The sequence below is a fragment of the Cupriavidus sp. 05N38 genome, from assembly GCF_056397345.1.
This window is the reverse complement of sequence record NZ_JBFTNF010000024.1, coordinates 47,375-66,799: the sequence shown is the minus strand read 5'-3', so window position 1 is coordinate 66,799 and position 19,425 is coordinate 47,375. Positions and strand designations below refer to the sequence as shown.

Here is a 19,425-nt window from a genome sequence, read left to right as displayed (position 1 = left end):
TACGCGGGAACTCCCGAGAAGAGACGCAGTTATCTACAAGCTTTTGCACAAGCCACTCATGAATCCGTTGTGTGCTTTACCTCAACGGTATGCCTGCCACAGTGGTTTAGTAGCGATCAATAAGATTGCATATAAAAAGGGTCACAGGCATTTGCTTGTGACCCTTTGATTTTATTGGTGTACGTGTCGTGGGAACGCTGAAATTCGCCGAGACAGCGGATCAAACATCAATATTCCGAGCCACCAAAGCATTACTCTCAATAAAATTCCGCCGCGGCTCAACCTCATCCCCCATAAGGGTGGTGAAGATCTGATCCGCAGCAATAGCATCCTCAATCTGCACCTTAAGCAGTCGCCTTTGAGTAACATCAAGCGTGGTTTCAAAAAGCTGCTCAGGATTCATCTCCCCCAGCCCCTTGTACCGCTGACGCGAAACCCCACGCTCAGCCTCAGACAACAGCCACTGCATGGCCCCGTGAAAATCATTCACGGTCTGGTCACGCATCTTCTCGCCTTCGCCACGGCGTACCTTGGTGCCCTCGGGAATCAGGCCCTGGAACGTCTTGGCGGCCAGCGACAGCGCAGCGTAGTCCGCRCCATGCACGAAGTCCGCGTCCAGGTGAGACAGGCGCACGTTGCCGTGATGGCGGCGGGCGATCATCAGGCGGTGCTTGTCCGTCTTCTCGTCGAACTGGGCGTAGACATCGGCGGTGCCGTCATCGTTCACGGCGGCGCCGAGCAGGGTCTTGGCGTGCATTTCGCTGAGCTTGGCCTTGAGCGCGGTGGCTGAGGCTTCGGCGGCGGCGGCGCTGTCCAGGTCCAGTTCCACGCCGTCGGCAATGGCGCGCAGGGCGTCGGTGTCTACGATGCGGGAGAGGCGGCCGATCACGCCTTCGGCCAGCTGGTACTGGCGGGCGAGTTCGGTGAGGGCGTCACCGGAGACTTCGGTGCCGTCCGGGTTGACCAGCGCGGCTTTTTCCATGGCCAGGCGCAGCAGGTAGGCGTTGAGCTCGGTGTCGTCCTTGATGTAGCGCTCTTCCTTGCCGTGCTTGATCTTGTAGAGCGGCGGCTGGGCGATGTACACGTAGCCGCGCTCGATGATGTCGGGCATCTGGCGGTAGAAGAACGTGAGCAGCAGCGTGCGGATGTGGGAGCCGTCCACGTCCGCGTCGGTCATGATGATGATGCGGTGGTAGCGCAGCTTTTCGAGGTTGTAGTCTTCCTTGCCGATGCCGGTGCCCAGCGCCGTGATGAGCGTGAGCACTTCCTGGCTGGAGAGCATCTTGTCGAAGCGGGCGCGTTCCACGTTGAGGATCTTGCCCTTGAGGGGCAGGATTGCCTGGAACTTGCGGTCGCGGCCTTGCTTGGCGGAGCCGCCTGCGGAGTCACCCTCCACCAGGAAGAGTTCGGACTGGGCGGGGTCTTTTTCCTGGCAGTCGGCGAGCTTGCCGGGCAGGCCCATGCCGTCGAGCACGCCTTTACGGCGGGTCATTTCGCGGGCCTTGCGGGCGGCTTCGCGGGCGCGGGCGGCGTCGACGATCTTGCCGCAGATGATCTTGGCGTCGCCGGGGGTCTCGAGCAGGAAGTCGGAGAGGGCCTTGGCGACGAGTTCTTCCACGGGCAGGCGCACCTCGGACGAGACGAGCTTGTCCTTGGTCTGGGAGCTGAACTTGGGCTCGGGCACCTTGACGGAGAGCACGCAGGCCAGGCCTTCGCGCATGTCGTCGCCGGTGGTTTCTACCTTGGCCTTTTTGGCGATCTCGTTTTCTTCGATGTACTTGTTGATGACGCGGGTCATCGCGGCGCGCAGGCCGGTGAGGTGGGTGCCGCCATCCCGCTGGGGGATGTTGTTGGTGAAGCAGAGCACCTGCTCGTTGTAGCCGTCGTTCCACTGCATGGAGACTTCCACGGCGATMCCGTCTTTYTCGGTRTTGGCGTAGAAGATGKTSGGGTGCAGGACGSTCTTGGMGCGGTTGATGTATTCGACRAAGCCTTTCACGCCGCCGGAGAAGGCRAAGTCTTCTTCCTTGCCGGTGCGCTGGTCGGTCAGGCGGATGTGCACGCCGTTGTTCAGGAACGAGAGCTCGCGGATGCGCTTGGAGAGGATCTCGTAGTGGAACTCGACGTGGGTGAAGATTGCCTCGTCGGCGAGGAAGTGGACTTCGGTGCCGCGCTTGTCGGTGGGGCCGATGACCTTCATCGGCGAGACTTCCACGGGCTGGCCGTCGGGGCCGTTGACGGTTTCCACCACGCGGTTCTGCACCGCGCCTTGCGCGAATTCGAGCAGGTGGGCCTGGCCGTCGCGGCGCACGGTGAGGCGCAGCCACTTGGACAGGGCGTTCACGCAGGACACGCCCACGCCGTGCAGGCCGCCGGAGACCTTGTAGCTGTTCTGGTTGAACTTGCCGCCGGCGTGCAGCTCGGTCATGGCGATTTCGGCCGCGCTGCGCTTGGGTTCGTGCTTGTCGTCGAACTTCACCAGGGGCGGGATGCCGCGGCCGTTGTCGGTGATGGAGATCGAGTTGTCGCTGTGGATGGTGACCTGGATCTCGGTGCACCAGCCGGCCAGCGCTTCGTCGATGGAGTTGTCCAGCACTTCGAATACGAGGTGGTGCAGGCCGGTGCCGTCGGACGTGTCGCCGATGTACATGCCCGGCCGCTTGCGCACCGCCTCCAGGCCTTCCAGGATCTGGATCGAGCCGGCGCCGTAGCTGTTTTCCTGTTGCGGTTGCGGTTGTTGCTGTTCGGTCATGTTCTCTTACTCACGGCGAATGCGGCGTTTCGCGCGGCGCCCGGTCGGGCGCGCTGCGATGGGCCGCATGGCGGGTTACATAAAAACGGCAAAAGGGGCGGATTGCCAGAATCCGGCCCCTGCGTGCTGCGGTGCGTCTTTCGCCTGCCAGGCGAGAGCCGTAGCCTGCCGTTCGATGTTCCGGTGTTACGTATGTTGTTTTCCTTTTACCTTCTACCGGATCATCAGATACGCATCGGCATGACGACATACTTGAAGTTGTCGTCTTCCGGCACGGTAATCAGCGCACTCGAATTGGAGTCGCCGAGGCTGACCTGCACTTGCTCGCTCTTGAGGTTGGCAAGGACGTCGAGCAGGTAGGTCACGTTAAAGCCGATGTCGAGGGCGTCGCCCGAGTAATCGAGCTCGAGCTCTTCCTGCGCCTCTTCCTGGTCGGCGTTGGTGGAGCTGATCTTGAGCACGTGCGTGTCGAGGATGCAGCGCACGCCCTTGAACTTGTCGGTGGTCAGGATGGCGGTGCGTTGCAGCGCCTGCTGCAGCTTCACGCGGTCGATGGCGAAGGCGTTCTTGTAGCCCTTCGGGATCACGCGCTGGAAGTCCGGGAACTTGCCTTCGACCAGCTTGGAGATCAGCTCGATATTGGCGAAGGTGAACTTGACCTGGTTGGCGGCCAGCTGCACCTGCACGGGATCGTCGTTGTCTTCGAGCAGGCGTTGCAGCTCGAGGATGGTCTTGCGCGGGATGATGACTTCCTGGCGCGCGCCTTCGCCGGTGGCGGCGGTGTCCAGCTCCACGCCGCAGTAGGCCAGGCGGTGGCCGTCGGTGGCGACTGCCATGACCTTCTTGCCGTCCACCACCAGCAGCATGCCGTTGAGGTAGTAGCGGATGTCCTGCTGGGCCATGGCGAAGTGGACCATGGCGAGCAGGTGCTTGAAGGTCTTCTGCGGCAGGCTGACCGAGGCGCCGAACTCACTGGCTTCGGCAACCGTGGGGAATTCCTCGGCGGCCAGGGTCTGCAGCGCGAAGCGGCTCTTGCCGGACTGCACGGTCATGCGCTTGTCGTTGAGCGACAGGGCGACTTCGCCGTCGGGCATGGCGCGCAGGATGTCGAGCAGCTTGCGGGCGGCCACGGTGGTGGCCACGCTGTCGCTGCCCACGCCGCATTCGGCGTGCGTGGTGATCTGGATCTCGATGTCGGTCGAGAGGAACGATACGTTGGACCCCGACTTGCGAATCAACAGGTTGGCCAGGATCGGGAGGGTGTGGCGGCGCTCCACGATGCCGCTCACGATTTGCAGCGGACGCAGCAGATTGTCTCGCGAGGTTTTGACCAATTGCATTGAATTTATCCTTCGTCGTTTGTAGTAAGCGACCGCGGGTTGCGCCTCAACTTCCGTTGATTCCAAAACCACTTAGGAATCAAGGAGTTAATTTGACATTGTACCAAGGATAAGCCGCTGCGGTGAAGCGGGAGAAGCGCGACAGGAGGGGAAAATTGCGCAGCATCAAGCACAATTTCCAGGCTTCCACGACCTTGTTCCGGCCGCGCCCTCCGCCCGCTCGTCCCGACTCACCGCAAAGCCTTAGCCCAGGCCGCTTTCGCGTCAATGACAGGCAATGTTCCCGGCGATGCTTGCCGATTGATTCATGCGCCGGACCCAGCCCGGCGCGTACCCTACAGTATGCCAGCCCCGCGTGACGGGGCCTGCAAATCCACGTTTGCGGCACAAAGTGTCGTAAGCGTGGAGAAAATTCTACAAAGAACGCCTGGCTTRCTCCCGCTTTCGCTTGCGGGAAAGCGAGCAAGCCATCTGTCATTGGGCGCGCATCACAGCGTGCCGCGGGTCACCCCTTGAGCGTTTGTTCCAGCACGTGCAGTTCGTGGTTGAGCTGCGCGTCCTTGCTGCGCTCGTCRGCGATCTTGCGSACSGCGTGCAGCACSGTGGTGTGATCGCGCCCGCCGAASAGCTCRCCRATTTCCGGCAGGCTCTTCTGCGTGAGTTCCTTGGCCAGGTACATGGCAATCTGGCGGGGCCGCGCGATATTGGCGGGCCGCTTCTTGCTGTACATGTCCGCGACCTTGATGTTGTAGAAGTCGGCACAGGTCTTCTGGATGTTCTCCACGGAGATCTGGCGGTTCTGCACGGTCAGCAGGTCCTTCAGCGCTTCGCGGGTGACATCGATGGTGATGTCCTTGCCGTGGAAGTTCGAGAAGGCCAGGATCTTGCGCAGCGCGCCTTCGAGCTCGCGCACGTTGGAGCGCAGGTGCTTGGCGACGAAGAAGGCCACTTCCTCGGGCACGCTCACGTTTTCCGCCGCGGCTTTCTTCATCAGGATCGCCACGCGCATTTCCAGCTCGGGCGGCTCGATGGCAACCGTGAGGCCGGAGTCGAAGCGCGAGATCAGGCGATCGTCGATGCCGCTGATTTCCTTCGGGTAGGTATCGCTGGTGATGATCACCTGCGCCCGGTTGGCGATCAGTGCTTCGAAGGCGTAGAAGAACTCTTCCTGCGTGCGGTTCTTGCCCGAGAAGAATTGAATATCGTCGATCAGCAGCAGGTCCAGCGAGTGGTAGTAGCGCTTGAACTCGTCGAAGGCCTTGCGCTGGTACGCCTTGACCACGTCGGAGACGTACTGCTCGGCGTGGATGTAGCGGATACGCGCGCGCGGGTTCTCCAGCAACATGAAGTTGCCGATGGCGTGGATCAAGTGGGTCTTGCCCAGGCCCACGCCGCCGTACAGGTAGAGCGGGTTGTAGGACTTGCCCGGATTGTTGGCCACCTGGATGGCGGCGGCGCGCGCGAGCTGGTTGGCCTTGCCGGTGACGAAGTTGTCGAACGTCAGGATGGGGTTCAGGCGCGAGCGCTCGTGCACCGTGTCGTTCTGCTGGTGGCCGCCCTGCGCGTTGGCAGGATGGCCGCCCGGATGCCCGCCTTGATGGCTGCCCTGGTGCCCGACCTGGTGGCCCTGGCCGCCCTGCATGGGCTGCTGGGGCTGCTGCACGCGGTAGGAGCGGGCACTGGCTTCGGCCGGGTCGAGCTGCGGCACGTCGATATCGACCAGTTCACCGCCCATGCCACCCATGCCGCCCATGCCGCCCATGCCGCCCATATTGGCGCCCTGGCCGGGATGGGCCTGCTGGCCGCCGGGGTAGTTGCCGGGGTAGGGCGCCTGCGCGCCGCGCTGGCCGCCCTGGCCAGCGTTGCCCTGGTTGCCATAGCCGGGCGCGCCCTGGCCCGGCTGCATGCCGGGCTGGCCGAAATTCTGCGACAGCGGCTGGCCGGTCGGGTAGCCGGGGCCAGGCTGCTGCGGCTGCATGCCGGGCTGGCCGGCCTGGCCGCCTTGCGGGTAGCCGGCAGCGGCCCGGCCCGAGGCGGCGGGGTCCAGGACGAAGTGAACGCTGACGTTGGCTTCCCAGTACTCGCAGGCGAGCGCGGTGATGCGGCCGGAGAACTGGCTCTTCACCCAGTCGAGCTTGAAGCGGTTGGGCGCAGCGATGCGCAGCGCGTGCGCTTCCTCGTCGAAGGCGACTGGCGCCAGCGGCTTGATCCAGGTCTTGAACTGTTGCGGCGTCAGCTCGCGCTCGAGTTGCGCTGCTGCCGCCTGCCAGAAATCTTGCATTGTTTTGTTGTTCGGTTTTCGCCACGGGTGCGCGGACAGTCCGGCCCAATGGACTGCAGGCAGGGGTCGGTGGTGCATCCCTGCCGGCAATCCGTCATTCTCAAGCCAGGTAAAGCGACCGCAGTCGAGATCAGTCGCGGTCCGCAATTGACCCCGCCGCCCGGGCTCCCCATGGTGATCGACGCGATAAGCGGGAGCCGCTGACGGACAGGTTGGCGAAATGAGACGAAGCCGCCGCTGCCCGCTGCGCGTCCGTTATCCGGCATGCCAGGGGTGAGTCCCGGGTTGCGCTTGCGCCACGCAGCCCGTGTGGTGTTTGGACCCGGATTGTACCCCCCGCCCCGAGTTATCCACAAAGGATAAGTCTGTGGATAAGTTGTGAAGAAGCAGTGAATTGTTGTGCACAACCCCTTGTTTGGCGCGGGTTTCCGGGTAGGTAAAACGCCCGAAAAGCCAATCCAAACAGAGACTTCGCTCTCCCTCTGACCATCCCGGAGGCACCCCCGGAACAAAAAAACTTACCCACCGGCGATTGTGGACAATGAAATACAACAGCCTGTTGCGCATTTTTCAGGCAAGGGTGCCGCGCACGTCTCTYGGCCATCTGCAGCCTTGACACATCGCGCGAAAATCAGTTAAATGGCGGGTTCTGCGATGCGGCAGGGGATCACGTATGCGCATCGCCGGGTCTGACCTGTTCCGTGCAAGACCGGTTTCGTTTCACGCGGCTTTGGCTGGCTGAAACGGTCCTGGAAATGGCTGGATTGGCCGGAACAGGCAGCGGGCCAAGCAGGCCGACGGGGTCGGGACGGATGGGTGAATCATGATCCGGTCCGGCTGGATTCCCTCCCGAACCTGCGTCGCGCACGCCGACATTGTCGGTACGCGAGATACACGGCCGGCGGCAAGACAATCACCGCAGTCGGCAAGACCGCATCCGCGGCAGCCCAAGCGAACCATACGCGGCGGCCACGGGGCCCCGGCTCACGCCGGAGGCCGGGCGAGCCAAGATCAACCAGAGAGTGCAACATGAAACGTACATACCAACCTTCCGTTACCCGCCGCAAGCGTACCCATGGTTTCCGCGTGCGCATGAAGACCCGTGGCGGCCGTTCCGTCATCAACGCTCGTCGCGCCAAGGGCCGCAAGCGCCTGGCAGTCTAAGGGCCTGGCGACCGGCCATGATGGCGCCGCGTGCGCTGTCGTGGCCAAACGCCTCGCCTTTCGGATGGCCGGGAGCCCGCAGCCAGGTGCAGCTTTACCGCTAGCTTTGCCCAGCGTGACTACCTATGCCTACCCCAAAGCCGCGAGGCTCACAAAGACGGATGAGTTTTCATCCGTTTTTGCTTTGCGCCCGCGCCGCCGCAGCCAGCACTTCGTGCTGTATGTGGGCGAGAACAACCTGCCGCAGGCCCGCCTTGGCGTGGTCGTGGGCAAGAAGTTCGCGGCGCGCGCCGCCGAACGCAACCTGGTGAAGCGCATGGTGCGGGAACTGTTCCGCCAGCGGCAGGACCAACTCGCGGGCCGCGATGTATTGCTGCGCCTGCAGGCCAAGTTTCCGCGTGCGGAATTTGCCAGCCGCAGCGCGGTGCGCCGGGTGTGCCTGGCGGAGCTGACCAGCCTGTTCGAAGTCGCGGTGCGTCCGCTTGCACCGCGTCCAGCCGCGCCTTCCGGCGTATCGCCGCCGAAGTCCGCGCCCTCCGGCACGCCAGCCTGACCCGCCCGCCGCCATGAAGCGAATCCTGCTAGCCCTGCTGCGCATCTACAAGATCGCCCTGAGCCCGTTTTTCGGCTCGCAGTGCCGCTTCCTGCCTACCTGTTCCGACTACGCCCGCGAAGCGATCGTGCGCCACGGCGCAGGCCGCGGCAGCTGGCTGGCCGCCTGCCGGCTATGCCGTTGCCATCCGTTCACGGATGGCGGGTATGATCCGGTGCCGCCGGTATCGGCGACATCAACACAGCAAGACCGGGCACCCGCCGCGTCTGGCCAGCCGCCAGTCACGATCCGGCTACCCCGCCCCTGATTTCCCCCGACCACAGCGAGACATGGATATCAAACGCACCATACTCTGGGTCATCTTCTCGATGGCCCTCGTGCTGCTCTACGACAACTGGCAGCGCGCCAACGGTCATCAGTCGATGTTCTTCCCGAGCGCGACCCAGCAGGCCGCGCCGGCAGGCGCCGGCGGCGCTTCGGCCGCGCAGGGCGACGTGCCCAAGGCCAATGCAGGCGCCGGCGCCACCGCTGGCGCCCCGGCTGCCGCACCCGCTGCCGCCGTGCAGCCGGCTGGCGAGAAGATCGTGGTGAGCACCGACGTGATGCGTGCCGAGATCGACACCGCCGGCGGCATCCTCTCGCGACTGGAGCTGCTGAACCAGCACGAGAAGGACGGCAAGCCCGTGGTGCTGTTCGAGCGCGACGCGACCCGCACCTATATGGCCCGCTCGGGCCTGATCGGCGGCGACATGCCCAACCACACCACGGTGTTTGCCGCCTCGGCCGGTCCGCGCGACCTGGCTGGCACGGACAAGGTGGAAGTGACCCTGACGGCTGAGAAGGATGGCGTCAAGCTGGCCAAGACGTACATCTTCCACAAGGGCAGCTATGTGGTGGACACGCGCTTCGCGGTGACCAACGACAGCGGCAAGCCGGTCTCGCCGACGCTGTACCTGGAACTGACGCGTGACGGCAGCAAGGTCGAGCAGTCGCAGTTCTACAGCACCTTCACCGGCCCGGCCATCTACACCGACGCCGACAAGTACCACAAGATCACCTTCGACGACATCGGCAAGGGCAAGGCCAGCGTACCGGCCGCCACCACCAGCGGCTGGGTGGCGATGGTGCAGCATTACTTTGCCTCGGCCTGGATCCCGCAGTCGGGCAAGGAGCACAGCTTCTACGTCGAGAAGATCGACAACAACCTGTTCCGCGTGGGCGTGCAGCAGCCGCTGGGCCAGGTCGCCCCGGGTGCCACCGTGACCACCGATGCGCGCCTGTTCGCCGGCCCGCAGGAAGAGCGCATGCTCGAGAAGATCACCCCGGGGCTGGAGCTGGTGAAGGACTATGGCTGGCTGACCATCCTGGCCAAGCCGATCTTCTGGCTGCTGGAGAAGATCCACGGCTTCCTGGGCAACTGGGGCTGGTCGATCATTGCGCTGACCGTGCTGATCAAGCTGGTGTTCTTCCCGCTGTCGGCGGCAAGCTACAAGTCCATGGGCAAGATGAAGGACCTGCAGCCCCGCATGACCGCGATGCGCGAGCGCCACAAGGGCGATCCGCAGAAGATGAACCAGGAGATGATGGCGCTGTACCGCACCGAGAAGGTCAACCCGCTGGGCGGCTGCCTGCCCATCGTGATCCAGATCCCGGTGTTCATCGCGCTGTACTGGGTGCTGCTGTCGTCGGTGGAAATGCGCGGCGCGCCGTGGACGGGCTGGATCCATGACCTGTCGGTGCCGGATCCGTTCTACATCCTGCCGGTGCTGATGGCCGTGTCGATGTTCGTGCAGACCAAGCTGAACCCGACCCCGCCGGACCCCGTGCAGGCCAAGGTCATGATGATCATGCCGCTGGTGTTCTCGTTCATGTTCTTCTTCTTCCCGGCCGGCCTGGTGATGTACTGGGTGACCAACAACGTCCTGTCGATCGCCCAGCAATGGCAGATCAACCGGATGCTCGGCAAGAGCAAGGCCACGGCGGCAGCCAAGGCCTGAACCTGAGATGTGACTCCGGCCGGCGGGTGCAAACCCGCCGGCGGCAAAAAAAAGCCCGGCGCATGCGCCGGGCTTTTTGTTTGGCTTGCTTCGCCGTTTAGCGTTTAGAGCTTGCCGACATCCGCCCTCTCCGCACAAGCGGGAGAGAGGGGAAGAAATCCGTCAGGCCATCTACACCTGACGACGACTCCGCCTACTGTGCCTCGTGGCACACGGCCTCGATGTTGTGCCCGTCCGGATCGAGCACGAAGGCGCCGTAGTAGTTCGGGTGGTAGTGCGGCCGCAGGCCCGGTGCGCCGTTGTCGCGCCCGCCCGCGGCCAGCGCGGCCTGGTAGTAGGCGTCCACCTGCGCGCGCGTCTGCACGCGGAAGGCCAGGTGCAGCGGCGGCTGGTTGGGCGTGCCGCCGTGGATCCAGAACTCCGGCTTCTCCGGCGGCCCGAAACCCGCAACGTCGGCATGGCCGGTCACGCTGGCCGGCAGCTCCATCACCTTGACCATGCCGATGGGCGCGAGCGCTGCGGTGTAGTAAGCGCGGCTCCTGGCGAAATCGCTGACCCCGACTCCGGTGTGATCGATCATCTTCTGGCTTCTCCTTGGGAAAACATCGCTCAGGCCAGGTCGAGCACGCTCATCGTCGCGTTGAAGCGGCTCACCAGCACTGCCTCGCCGTGCACGCTGGCGAACACATCGGCTTCCACCACGATGATGGTGCGGCCGGACTTGAGCACGTCGGCGCGGCAGGTGAGGCGTTCGCTGCGGGCGGCCCTGAGCAGGTTGATCTTGAACTCGGCGGTGACCACGTGGCGCCCGGTATCGAGCATGGTGGTGGCGGCCGCGCCGGCGGTATGGTCGGCAATGGTGGCCTGCACGCCGGCATGCACAATGCCGCCGTGCTGCAGGTGGCGCGGCGTGACCAGCAGCTCGCTCTCGCACCAGCCGGGCCCGCAATCGACCAGGCGGATGCCCACGTCCGTGACAAAGGCCGCGTCACGGAAGCCGGCCTCGATGGTGTCCCGCAGCAAACGCCGTTCTTGTTCGGTGGACATGCTTGTCTCCTCGCGCGGGAGCGCTCGGGTACGGCTTGTGGAAGAGGTGGCGCCAGCGAAGATATCTACGCTCGTCGCCATGCGTGCTCATTGCAGCGCGAAGCGGCCGCCCTGTCAATGGAGTGCGCCGGCGGTCACCGGGCGCAGTTTGTGCGGCGCAACCGGCACAATCGCCTACACTGGGTCATACCGTCCCCGCTCGCGGGATCTCACCCACAGAGATGCAAAGCGGACACATCATGCGCGCCGCCAACGCTCCCGGCTCTATCCATCCCGGCATGCGCGCCGTGGATGCCTTTGTCTCGCTGGCCGATGCAGGGCTGGTGGCCATTGCCGACCAGCTCGCCGCGCTGACCCGGCGCGACCATCCCGATGACGTGCATGCGCTGCGCGTGGCGACGCGGCACCTGCGCGCGGTCTGCTGGGTGTTCGGGCCGGCCTTGCCCAAGGCCATCCGCGCCCGCTGGCAGGCGGGCCTGCGCCAGCTGGCACGGGCCGCCACCGATGTGCGCGACTGGGACGTGTTTATCAGCGAGACCCTGCAACCGGCGCTACAAGCGCAACCGGACGATCCGGTGCTGGCCGCGCTGTGCGACACCGCCTCGATGCGCCGGCACTATGCGCGCGCGACCATGGTGGCGMAGCTGGCCGAATACCAGCACTGGCCGCTGCCCGTGCTGCATCGCGATCTCACCCACCTGACGCGAGGCGGCACGCGCGGCGGGGGCGCCAGGGCGGGGGCGCGCCTGGACGCGTTCGCGCGCCGCCGCGTACGCCGCGCGCGCATGCGGGTGAAGGTGCTGGCGCGCGCCGCGCGGAGCGAGGATCTCGAGCGCGTGCACCGCTATCGCATCGGCAGCAAGCGGCTGCGCTATGCCATCGAGGCGCTGGCGCCGGTGCTGTCCGGGCGCTATGCCACGCGACTGCGCCACAAGCTGGTCAAGCGGCAGAGCCGGCTCGGCAAGCTGCTCGACGGCGCCGTGGCGCGCCGCCTGATGACCGAGTGCCTGAACATGCCGGGACCGGGCGCGCCGGATGCGCCCCCGCCGCCACCCGCGCCGGACCGATCTGCGACAATATCGCCATGACTGCCTCCCAGCCTCGCTCCAGCGCCGCCGGCGCCACCCCCATCGCCGCCATCGCTACCGCGCCCGGGCGCGGCGGCATCGGCGTGGTGCGCGTGTCCGGCCCCGATGTCAGCGCCATCGCGCATGCCGTGTGCGGCCAGGCGCTCAAGCCCCGCCACGCCACCTACCTGCCGTTTCTCGATGCGCACGGCAAGGCCATCGACCACGGCCTCGCGCTGTACTTCCCCGCGCCGCATTCGTACACCGGCGAGGAAGTGCTGGAACTGCAGGGCCACGGCGGCCCGGTGGTGATGCAGATGCTGCTGGCGCGCTGCCTGCACGCGGGCCGCGAGATCGGCCTGCGCCTGGCCGAGCCCGGCGAGTTCACGCGCCGCGCATTTCTCAACGACAAGCTCGACCTGGCCCAGGCCGAAGCCGTGGCCGACCTGATCGAAGCCAGCACCGAAGCGGCCGCGCGCTCGGCGGCGCGCTCCATGGAAGGCGTGTTCTCGCAGGCCATCCATGCGCTGGTGGAGCAGGTGATCCACCTGCGCATGCTGGTCGAAGCCACGCTCGACTTCCCCGAGGAAGAGATCGATTTCCTCGAAGCCTCCAACGCGCGCGGCCAGCTCGCCGCCATCCGCGATGCGCTGTGCGGCGTGCTGGCGCAGGCCCGGCAAGGCTCGCTGCTGCGCGAGGGCCTGTCGGTGGTGCTGGCGGGGCAGCCCAATGTGGGCAAGTCGTCGCTGCTCAACGCGCTGGCCGGCGCGGAACTGGCCATCGTCACGCCGATCCCCGGCACCACGCGCGACCGCGTGCGCGAGACCATCCAGATCGAGGGCATTCCGCTGCATATCGTCGACACCGCCGGGCTGCGCGAAGACGCCAGCGACGAAGTCGAGCGCATCGGCATCGAGCGCACCTGGGAAGCCGTGCGCCGCGCCGACCTCGTGCTGCACCTGGTGGACGCCGCCGACTATGTCGAGCACGGCCTGTCCGAGATCGACGACGCCATCGACGACCGCCTCTCCGGCCACCTGCCGCCCGGCTCGCCGATCCTGCGCGTGGTCAACAAGATCGACCTCGCCCCCGCGGTGGGCGAGCAGCATTTCGGCGCCAACCGCCCGCACGTGGTGGCCGCCAACGGCCCCAACCCGGCCGAAGTGTGGATCTCCGCGCGCACCGGCGCCGGCATCGAGCTGCTGCGCCGCCAGCTGCTGCGCCTGGTGGGCTGGCAGTCCGGCAACGAAGGCACCTTCCTTGCGCGCGAACGGCATCTCACCGCGCTGCGCAACGCGCAGTCCCACCTCGACCTGGCCGCCGAACGCGCCGACCAGCAGGCGCAGGCGCTCGACCTGTTCGCCGAGGAACTGCGCCTGGCGCAGGACCACCTCAACAGCATCACCGGCGAGTTCACCAGCGACGATCTGCTGGGCACGATCTTCACGCGGTTCTGCATCGGCAAGTAGGCCGCGCGCGGGCGGCGCGGCCCCCGCATCCTCCTATACTGGAACAGCCTCCGCGCGCAGCGTTACGCGCCGGTGCTGGTGTACGCGCGGATTCACATCGGCCCGGACCCAGGCAAGGAGAACGTCATGATGAATGCGCAAGGACAACTCGTCGGCACGCTGAACCACCTGATCGAGGTCGGCAAGGACGGCGAAATGAGCTGCATGACCGGCGCCCGCGAAGTGCATAACCCCGAGATACGCGCCATCCTGACCGGCACCGCGGAAACCTGCCGCGCCTCGGTGATGGAACTGCAGGCGCTGGTGACTTCGATGGGTGCGGAGCCGCGCGACCGCGGCAGCATGGGTGGCACGCTGCACCGCGGCTGGATGGAAGTGATGCACGTGATCGCGCCGCACAACGACGATGCCGTGCTGCAACTGTGCGAACGCGACGAGGAAGCCGCCAGGCGTGAATATCAGTCGGCCCTGACCCAGGACATGCCGGCCGACGTGCGCGCGGTGGTACAGCGCCAGTACGAAGGCATGCAGTGGCACCACGACCGCATCCACGCGATGCGCGGCATGCAGGTGCACTGACCGGCGGCTGGACACGATTGCATGGCGGGCATCGGTGACGATGGCCGCCATGGTTCACCACACGAACGGCACCAGCCGGTACCGGACCCGGGCCGCGTAAGCCGCGTAGCCGTCCAGGCCGCGCAGCAGCTCGCGGTCTTCCATTGCCGTGCGAAAGACGATGCCGCCGGCGAGCAGCAGCGCGCCCGCCACGCCCCACCACGAACCCAGCAGCAGGGCATTGGCCGGCAGGAAAACCAGCACGGCCGCGTAGAGCGGATGGCGCACCACGGCATAGGGACCGCTCGAGACCACGCGATGCCCGCGCTCGTGCTGGATCCGCACTACCGGCGCGAGGAAGGTGTTCTCGCGGAACACGCGGTCGATGGCGACCAGCGAGAGCGCCAGCAGCACGGCGCCCAGGCCATGCAGCCACAACGGCATGGCCGACCAGCGAAAGCGCGCCGCGTCCAGCCCCATCAGCACCAGCCAGCCGCACCACGCCACGATCAGCACCAGCATGAAGATGCGGTCCCACAGCGGCTGCCCGCGCTGCAGCGGCGGCTTCATGCGCTCGGCCAGCAGCGCCGGGTCATGGCGGGCCAGCCGCCATGTCACCCAGATGCCCCCGCCGAAGAACAGCGCCAGGTACGCCCACGCGGCAGGCCACGCCAGCGTGCCCGCCGCGCCGAACAGCAGCGCGGCGAACACCAGCGCCTCGGCCACGAATGCAAATCCGACCTTGAATCCCATGGTGGATGCTCCCGGGCCGCGCGGCAGATCGCGCCGCCCGTATCCGCCACGTTAGCACCGAACGCGCGGTGATGTTGCCGGCCGCCGCGGGCAATCGCCGCCGTTCAGGCGGGCTGGAGGAACACGCGAACACCATTGCGGCACGCCTGGCCGTAAGTCCTCGCACATCATCGCACTTCGTCGCACGTCGTCGCACATATCCGCGCAGTCACATGGACGCGGCCGGCACCCTTGGTATGCCGGCGCACAGAAGCGCATCGGAGCGGCGCGCTAGATTCAGGACGCAGGCGGGCACGGAGCGGCGATGAACAAAGACGGTAACCACGTTTGCACCCTCGACGGCGTGCGCGGCCTGGCGGTGCTGCTTGTCATGCTGTATCACTTCGCGCATGTCGGTGTGGTGTCCGACCTCGCGGTGGACCGGATCTTCTACCGCTTGTCGATGACGGGCTGGATCGGCGTGGACATCTTCTTCGCGCTGTCGGGTTTCCTGATCACCGGCATCCTGCTGCGCAGCAAGGGCTCGCCCGGCTACCTGCGCTCTTTCTACGGGCGCCGGGTACTGCGCATCTTTCCGCTGTACTACGCCTACCTGGCACTGCTGTTCCTGGTGCTGTTCCCGCTGATCTCGCACCGCATGGGCGACGCCGAGCAGGCCAAGCTCGAAGCGGTGCGGGCGAGCTGGCCGTGGTTCGTGCTGTACCTGTCCAATCTCAAGCAGGCGCTGGCGGGCACCTTCTTCGGCGCGGGGGCGGGGCATCTGTGGTCGCTTGCCATCGAGGAGCAGTTCTACGCGGCGTGGCCGCTGGTGGTGCTGTTGCTGCCACTGGCCGCCATGCGCCGGCTCTGCCTCGTGCTGCTGGCGGTCGCGCTCGCGTTGCGCATCAGCATGGCGGCGCAGGGCGTCAGCGCGGACACCATCTGGGTATTCACGCCGGCCCGGCTCGATGGCCTGGTGGCCGGCGCCTTGCTGGCCATGGCGGTGCGGCGCGGGCTGGTGTTCAAGCCCTGGCTGGTGAAGGCGGCGCCGCTCGCGCTGGTGGCGCTGGTATGCGCGCTGGCGGCAACGGGTGCGCGCGTGGAGTCAAGCCCGTGGATCTACACCGTGGGCCTTTCCGTGGTGGCGCTGGTGGCGGCGGGCCTGGTCTACACGGCCTGCGGCGCGCGCGGGCATCCGGTGTTCAGCCAGCGCTGGCTGGTGTTCCTGGGCAAGTACAGCTACGCGCTCTATGTGTTCCACCCCATCGTGCGCGTGGTGGCGGCCAAAGCCTTCGGCGAGCCGCGCCTGCTGTTCGGCAGCCAGATCCCGTGGCAGCTGGCGTTCTCCGCGGTGTGCGTGGCCGCCTCGGTCGCGGCGGCGCTGCTGAGCTGGCACTTGCTCGAAAAGCACTTCCTCAGGCGCAAGGATGTGCTGTTCCCGGTGCGCATGCCCGCGCCCGCGCCGCCCCCGCCGGCGGAGGTAGTGGCGCGCGATGCATACGGCGGCGCCGAGCCTGCCGCGGGCCGTCCCACGCTCTAGGCCACGCGGACGCCCCCGCCATATCGGCCCCGGCGCCGAGATGAAGCCGAGATGAAGCCGATTGCGAAGCGCGGCAAGGGCTACAATAGGCCGTTTTAGCGAACGAGCCACTGCCATGTCCGATCATCCGCGTTACACCCTCAATCGCTCGCTCGTCATCCTGGTGCCCCAGCAGCCGTTCTTCGACTGGATCATGGCCGTGGACACCGACCCCGTACCCTCCCTCACGCTCGAGAATGTGCGCGAGGACCAGAGTGCCTTCCTGGCGCCGGACGAAATCTCCAGCGCCCCGCAAGCCGTGCAGTGGGTGGAGGAGCGCTGGCGCGCCTTCTTCGAGTTCATGCTGGGGGAGTGGTTCGAGGAWTCCGTCTGGCCCCAGAACCTGACGCTCGAGCAGTTCCGCGAGTGGTTCACGGTGCAGCACCACTCCACCGTGTTCGACATGGCGACCGACTTCGGCATCGAGCACGAGGACTGGGAAGCCGAAGAGGAAGACGACGGCGAATCCGGGCTGCGGCGGCTGCACTGAGCCCGGCGCGGCACGGCCCCCGTCACCCCGGACGCGCGCGGTGGCGCACCGCCGGCACCGTCCCGGCAAGCGCCGCGCCTGTGGACAAGTCTGTGGAGAAGATTGAACAACTCTGTGGGCAAAGCTGTGGGTAAGGTTGTGGGCAAGGCTGTGGGAAACCCGCCTTGCAGTGCCGCCGACGCCTCCCCGCCCACCGCACGACTTCGCGCCACCCCCACCTTTATCGCAGGAACCCCCGGATGTTGAACCGTACCCAGAAGATCCTTATCGCCGTCGTCGCCTTGGCCGTGCTCGGCATGCTCTGGCTGACCGGCAACCACGAGCAGCAGATGCTGGAGCCCGCCGCGGAGCAAGCCGCGCCGGCAGTGGCGGCAGCCGATGCCTCGGCCGCCGCCGCCGAGGCGGCCAGCATCGCGCGCGGCGTGCCGCGCAACGGCACGCTGGACCCGATCAGCATCGACCCGCAACGCTCCACCGATATCCTGCCGCAGTACCAGGCCGACAAGATGGTGGATGACTACCAGGAGAACGCCGGCGCGGCGGACGGCCGCTACCGCGGCCAGTATTTCATCGTGGAAGGCGTGGCCAGCGGCGTGCGGCGCGAGAGCGGCGATACCGTATTCCTCGATATCCGCTCCAACAGCCCGACCCTGGTGGTGCGCGCCAAGCTGCTGCCGCAGCAGATCTGCGGGCCGGCCGGGCGCGTGTGCGGAGTGGAAGCGCGCGCCACCATGGTCCGGCGCGGCCAGAAGGTGGCGGTGGAATGCACCGGCGCGGGCCAGGTAGAGGGCTCGCCGATTCTGGATGACTGCCTGGTGCGCGGCGGCGCGAACTAGTCGCCCACCGCGTTTGTCCCCGATCGCGCCGCCCGGTTCCGGCGCCAATTCTCGTCTCCCAGCATGCAAACCCTGCTTTCCGTCCTCGCCCTGACCATCCTGATCGTGACCGCGGTCGGCGTGGTCTCGCCACCGTTCATCAGCAATGCCTTCCTGAAAGGGCGCCCGGTGGGGCGCCTGCAGATCCTGCTGGTGGGGGTCTTCCTCGCCGCGATCTGCCTGGTGGCGGTCGGCAGCCTGTCGACCCCGCTGGCGGCCAGCTAAGCGGCCAGCCAAGTGACCAGCCAGGCGCCTGGCTCAGTGCCCGGCCAGGCGGCAGCCGGCGCACTTCATGGCGCGCCAACGCGGCGCATGCGGTACTTTTTCCGTTCGCGCCCGGCCGAAAGCGCCGCCCTCAATACTTGTAGGACACATCCCACAGGAGGATCGGCGCGGCGTCGATGATAGAGAGCGGCGGCGCCGTCTATCTTTCCATCACGATACAAACAAATGACAACGAGGCGACAACCGCCACCGCGCTCCGCCGAAGTCCGGCAGTAACGCAGGCCGGGCCGAACATCATGATGGAATACCTTCTCCCGGGCAGTATCACCACGCCGCAAGCCCAGGCACTCGCCAGCATCCTGGCCATCACGCGCCGCGAATGGCAGGTTGCAGAAGGTGGTTCGCCGGGACCGGCCGAGCGGCACAACGATGCACACACCGGCCCGGCCGGACAGCCTCGCGAGGGCCACGCCGGCCGTGCCGCCGGTTGCTCCGCTGCCGCCAGCGCCGATCCCGGCTCCCGACAGCACCGCCGCGAGCAGTTTGCCCGGCGTGCCGCGCGCGCCTTCGAAGCGCAGGTGATGGCACTGCGCTGCCGCCAGGCCTTCGTGCTCTGAGCCGGTGTTCCGAGCCGGTCCCCGCGCGCACGCCGCGCGCCGGCGGACCCGTTTTCCTGCTCTGTTCCTTCGATTGACCGCGCACCGATCGCCTAAAGTTGGCGGGCGCGCGCACCGACTGCACGCGTGCCCACGCCATGCGCCCAGGAACATCATGAAAAAAGCATTGCTAGCCGCCAGCCTAGGCCTGCTGGCCACCGGCTGCGCCACCTACCAGGCGGTCGTGCCGGTCGACCGCGGCGACCGTATCGCCTCCGTGCAGCCCGCCGACGGCACGCTGTTCTGCGTGATCAGCAACCAGGCCAGCGGCAACGCCTACCTGGACGCCATGCGCGATTCGGTGCAGGCGCGCGGCTTCGAGTTCAAGGTGCTCGGGCCCGGCTCGTCGGTGGCAGCGTGTCCCTATACCGCCACCYACAACGCGCAGCGGCAGTCTTACTGGCGCGATTTCATCAGTACGGTGGATATCGTCGTCTATATCAACGGCGAGCGCGCCGGCCAGGCGAAATACGATGCCTTGCGCAGCGCCGGCGGCATCAACCTGAGCAACTTCGTGCCACCCGAGATGAAGATCGAGGAACTGGTCGACCAGTTGCTGCCGGGCATGCGGCCGAAGCCGGCCACCGCCGGCACGCCGGCAACCCCCGCCAAGCCAGCCTGAACACYTCCACCGCCTGAC

The 19,425-nt window shown here is 66.3% G+C and carries 19 protein-coding genes; 13 read left to right on the top strand and 6 right to left on the bottom strand.

Annotated features, from left to right (window positions below):
* Positions 1 to 220: 220 nt before the first annotated feature.
* From gyrB to dnaA, 3 genes are all read right to left on the bottom strand, one after another.
* On the bottom strand, positions 221 to 2,752 hold the full coding sequence (gene gyrB / locus AC1DK4_RS18680; protein WP_477131691.1) for a DNA topoisomerase (ATP-hydrolyzing) subunit B: 2,532 nt from the start codon (positions 2,750 to 2,752) through the stop codon (positions 221 to 223).
* A gap of 224 nt (positions 2,753 to 2,976) precedes the next feature.
* Entirely contained in the window at positions 2,977 to 4,092 is a 1,116-nt protein-coding gene (gene dnaN, locus AC1DK4_RS18675) for a DNA polymerase III subunit beta (RefSeq protein ID WP_441612778.1), read from the bottom strand.
* Positions 4,093 to 4,597: 505 nt separating this feature from the next.
* A complete protein-coding gene (dnaA, locus tag AC1DK4_RS18670) occupies positions 4,598 to 6,373 on the bottom strand; it encodes a chromosomal replication initiator protein DnaA (protein WP_441649876.1) in 1,776 nt (591 codons plus the stop codon).
* Between the two features lie 1,029 nt (positions 6,374 to 7,402).
* Here dnaA and rpmH point away from each other — a divergent pair.
* The 4 genes from rpmH (at position 7,403) to yidC (ending at position 10,087) form a co-directional block, all read left to right on the top strand.
* The gene (gene rpmH / locus AC1DK4_RS18665) at positions 7,403 to 7,537 is read left to right on the top strand and encodes a 50S ribosomal protein L34 (protein ID WP_017229861.1); all 135 of its coding nucleotides are present in this window, start codon (positions 7,403 to 7,405) and stop codon (positions 7,535 to 7,537) included.
* A gap of 115 nt (positions 7,538 to 7,652) precedes the next feature.
* On the top strand, positions 7,653 to 8,090 hold the full coding sequence (gene rnpA / locus AC1DK4_RS18660; protein WP_441613044.1) for a ribonuclease P protein component: 438 nt from the start codon (positions 7,653 to 7,655) through the stop codon (positions 8,088 to 8,090).
* A gap of 13 nt (positions 8,091 to 8,103) precedes the next feature.
* Positions 8,104 to 8,397, top strand: a complete 294-nt coding sequence (yidD, locus tag AC1DK4_RS18655) for a membrane protein insertion efficiency factor YidD (RefSeq protein ID WP_441612781.1) — start codon at positions 8,104 to 8,106, stop codon at positions 8,395 to 8,397.
* Positions 8,398 to 8,419: 22 nt separating this feature from the next.
* On the top strand, positions 8,420 to 10,087 hold the full coding sequence (gene yidC / locus AC1DK4_RS18650; RefSeq protein ID WP_441612782.1) for a membrane protein insertase YidC: 1,668 nt from the start codon (positions 8,420 to 8,422) through the stop codon (positions 10,085 to 10,087).
* 193 nt (positions 10,088 to 10,280) lie between these two features.
* Here yidC and AC1DK4_RS18645 read toward each other — a convergent pair whose 3' ends face one another.
* Together AC1DK4_RS18645 and AC1DK4_RS18640 are read right to left on the bottom strand one after the other, a co-directional pair.
* Positions 10,281 to 10,667 carry a VOC family protein gene (locus AC1DK4_RS18645; RefSeq protein ID WP_441649878.1) on the bottom strand — a complete coding sequence of 129 codons (387 nt, stop codon included), beginning with the start codon at positions 10,665 to 10,667 and terminating at the stop codon, positions 10,281 to 10,283.
* 29 nt (positions 10,668 to 10,696) lie between these two features.
* A complete protein-coding gene (locus tag AC1DK4_RS18640) occupies positions 10,697 to 11,134 on the bottom strand; it encodes a PaaI family thioesterase (protein WP_441612784.1) in 438 nt (145 codons plus the stop codon).
* Between the two features lie 239 nt (positions 11,135 to 11,373).
* Between AC1DK4_RS18640 and AC1DK4_RS18635 the strand changes: the two genes are divergently transcribed.
* The 3 genes from AC1DK4_RS18635 to AC1DK4_RS18625 all read left to right on the top strand — a co-directional run bounded on the left by AC1DK4_RS18635 (position 11,374) and on the right by AC1DK4_RS18625 (position 14,249).
* Positions 11,374 to 12,222: a CHAD domain-containing protein gene (locus tag AC1DK4_RS18635; RefSeq protein ID WP_477131690.1), complete on the top strand. Its 849-nt coding sequence runs from the start codon at positions 11,374 to 11,376 to the stop codon at positions 12,220 to 12,222.
* The gene (gene mnmE / locus AC1DK4_RS18630; RefSeq protein ID WP_441649879.1) at positions 12,219 to 13,670 is read left to right on the top strand and encodes a tRNA uridine-5-carboxymethylaminomethyl(34) synthesis GTPase MnmE; all 1,452 of its coding nucleotides are present in this window, start codon (positions 12,219 to 12,221) and stop codon (positions 13,668 to 13,670) included. Before AC1DK4_RS18635 ends, mnmE begins: the two co-directional genes overlap by 4 nt.
* Positions 13,671 to 13,796: 126 nt before the next feature.
* The gene (locus tag AC1DK4_RS18625) at positions 13,797 to 14,249 is read left to right on the top strand and encodes a PA2169 family four-helix-bundle protein (RefSeq protein ID WP_441612787.1); all 453 of its coding nucleotides are present in this window, start codon (positions 13,797 to 13,799) and stop codon (positions 14,247 to 14,249) included.
* A gap of 54 nt (positions 14,250 to 14,303) precedes the next feature.
* Here the strand turns inward: AC1DK4_RS18625 and AC1DK4_RS18620 are convergent, their stop codons facing one another.
* Positions 14,304 to 14,981 (bottom strand): methyltransferase family protein, encoded by a 678-nt coding sequence (locus tag AC1DK4_RS18620; protein ID WP_441649880.1) that lies wholly within the window; start codon positions 14,979 to 14,981, stop codon positions 14,304 to 14,306.
* 304 nt (positions 14,982 to 15,285) lie between these two features.
* Between AC1DK4_RS18620 and AC1DK4_RS18615 the strand changes: the two genes are divergently transcribed.
* From AC1DK4_RS18615 to AC1DK4_RS18590, 6 genes are all read left to right on the top strand, one after another.
* Positions 15,286 to 16,500 (top strand): acyltransferase family protein, encoded by a 1,215-nt coding sequence (locus AC1DK4_RS18615; protein ID WP_441649881.1) that lies wholly within the window; start codon positions 15,286 to 15,288, stop codon positions 16,498 to 16,500.
* Between the two features lie 115 nt (positions 16,501 to 16,615).
* The gene (locus AC1DK4_RS18610; RefSeq protein WP_477131689.1) at positions 16,616 to 17,029 is read left to right on the top strand and encodes a hypothetical protein; all 414 of its coding nucleotides are present in this window, start codon (positions 16,616 to 16,618) and stop codon (positions 17,027 to 17,029) included.
* A gap of 239 nt (positions 17,030 to 17,268) precedes the next feature.
* Positions 17,269 to 17,865, top strand: a complete 597-nt coding sequence (locus tag AC1DK4_RS18605) for an OB-fold protein (RefSeq protein WP_441649883.1) — start codon at positions 17,269 to 17,271, stop codon at positions 17,863 to 17,865.
* A 63-nt stretch (positions 17,866 to 17,928) separates the two neighbouring features.
* Complete coding sequence (locus AC1DK4_RS18600) at positions 17,929 to 18,129, top strand: hypothetical protein (RefSeq protein WP_441612793.1); 201 nt, start codon at positions 17,929 to 17,931, stop codon at positions 18,127 to 18,129.
* A gap of 296 nt (positions 18,130 to 18,425) precedes the next feature.
* Complete coding sequence (locus AC1DK4_RS18595; protein WP_441649884.1) at positions 18,426 to 18,746, top strand: hypothetical protein; 321 nt, start codon at positions 18,426 to 18,428, stop codon at positions 18,744 to 18,746.
* Between the two features lie 154 nt (positions 18,747 to 18,900).
* Entirely contained in the window at positions 18,901 to 19,407 is a 507-nt protein-coding gene (locus AC1DK4_RS18590) for an Sbal_3080 family lipoprotein (RefSeq protein WP_477131688.1), read from the top strand.
* Positions 19,408 to 19,425 lie beyond the last annotated feature (18 nt).

Excerpts from the sequence above, each read along its gene's own strand:
- AC1DK4_RS18625 (WP_441612787.1), top strand. The coding sequence starts at position 13,797 with ATGATGAATGCGCAAGGACAACTCGTCGGCACGCTGAACCACCTGATC.
- yidD (WP_441612781.1), top strand. The coding sequence starts at position 8,104 with ATGAAGCGAATCCTGCTAGCCCTGCTGCGCATCTACAAGATCGCCCTG.
- rpmH (WP_017229861.1), top strand. The coding sequence starts at position 7,403 with ATGAAACGTACATACCAACCTTCCGTTACCCGCCGCAAGCGTACCCAT.
- AC1DK4_RS18605 (WP_441649883.1), top strand. The coding sequence starts at position 17,269 with ATGTTGAACCGTACCCAGAAGATCCTTATCGCCGTCGTCGCCTTGGCC.
- AC1DK4_RS18600 (WP_441612793.1), top strand. The coding sequence starts at position 17,929 with ATGCAAACCCTGCTTTCCGTCCTCGCCCTGACCATCCTGATCGTGACC.
- AC1DK4_RS18620 (WP_441649880.1), bottom strand. The coding sequence starts at position 14,981 with ATGGGATTCAAGGTCGGATTTGCATTCGTGGCCGAGGCGCTGGTGTTC.
- AC1DK4_RS18645 (WP_441649878.1), bottom strand. The coding sequence starts at position 10,667 with ATGATCGATCACACCGGAGTCGGGGTCAGCGATTTCGCCAGGAGCCGC.
- AC1DK4_RS18640 (WP_441612784.1), bottom strand. The coding sequence starts at position 11,134 with ATGTCCACCGAACAAGAACGGCGTTTGCTGCGGGACACCATCGAGGCC.
- dnaN (WP_441612778.1), bottom strand. The coding sequence starts at position 4,092 with ATGCAATTGGTCAAAACCTCGCGAGACAATCTGCTGCGTCCGCTGCAA.
- mnmE (WP_441649879.1), top strand. The coding sequence starts at position 12,219 with ATGACTGCCTCCCAGCCTCGCTCCAGCGCCGCCGGCGCCACCCCCATC.
- yidC (WP_441612782.1), top strand. The coding sequence starts at position 8,420 with ATGGATATCAAACGCACCATACTCTGGGTCATCTTCTCGATGGCCCTC.
- AC1DK4_RS18595 (WP_441649884.1), top strand. The coding sequence starts at position 18,426 with ATGATGGAATACCTTCTCCCGGGCAGTATCACCACGCCGCAAGCCCAG.
- AC1DK4_RS18615 (WP_441649881.1), top strand. The coding sequence starts at position 15,286 with ATGAACAAAGACGGTAACCACGTTTGCACCCTCGACGGCGTGCGCGGC.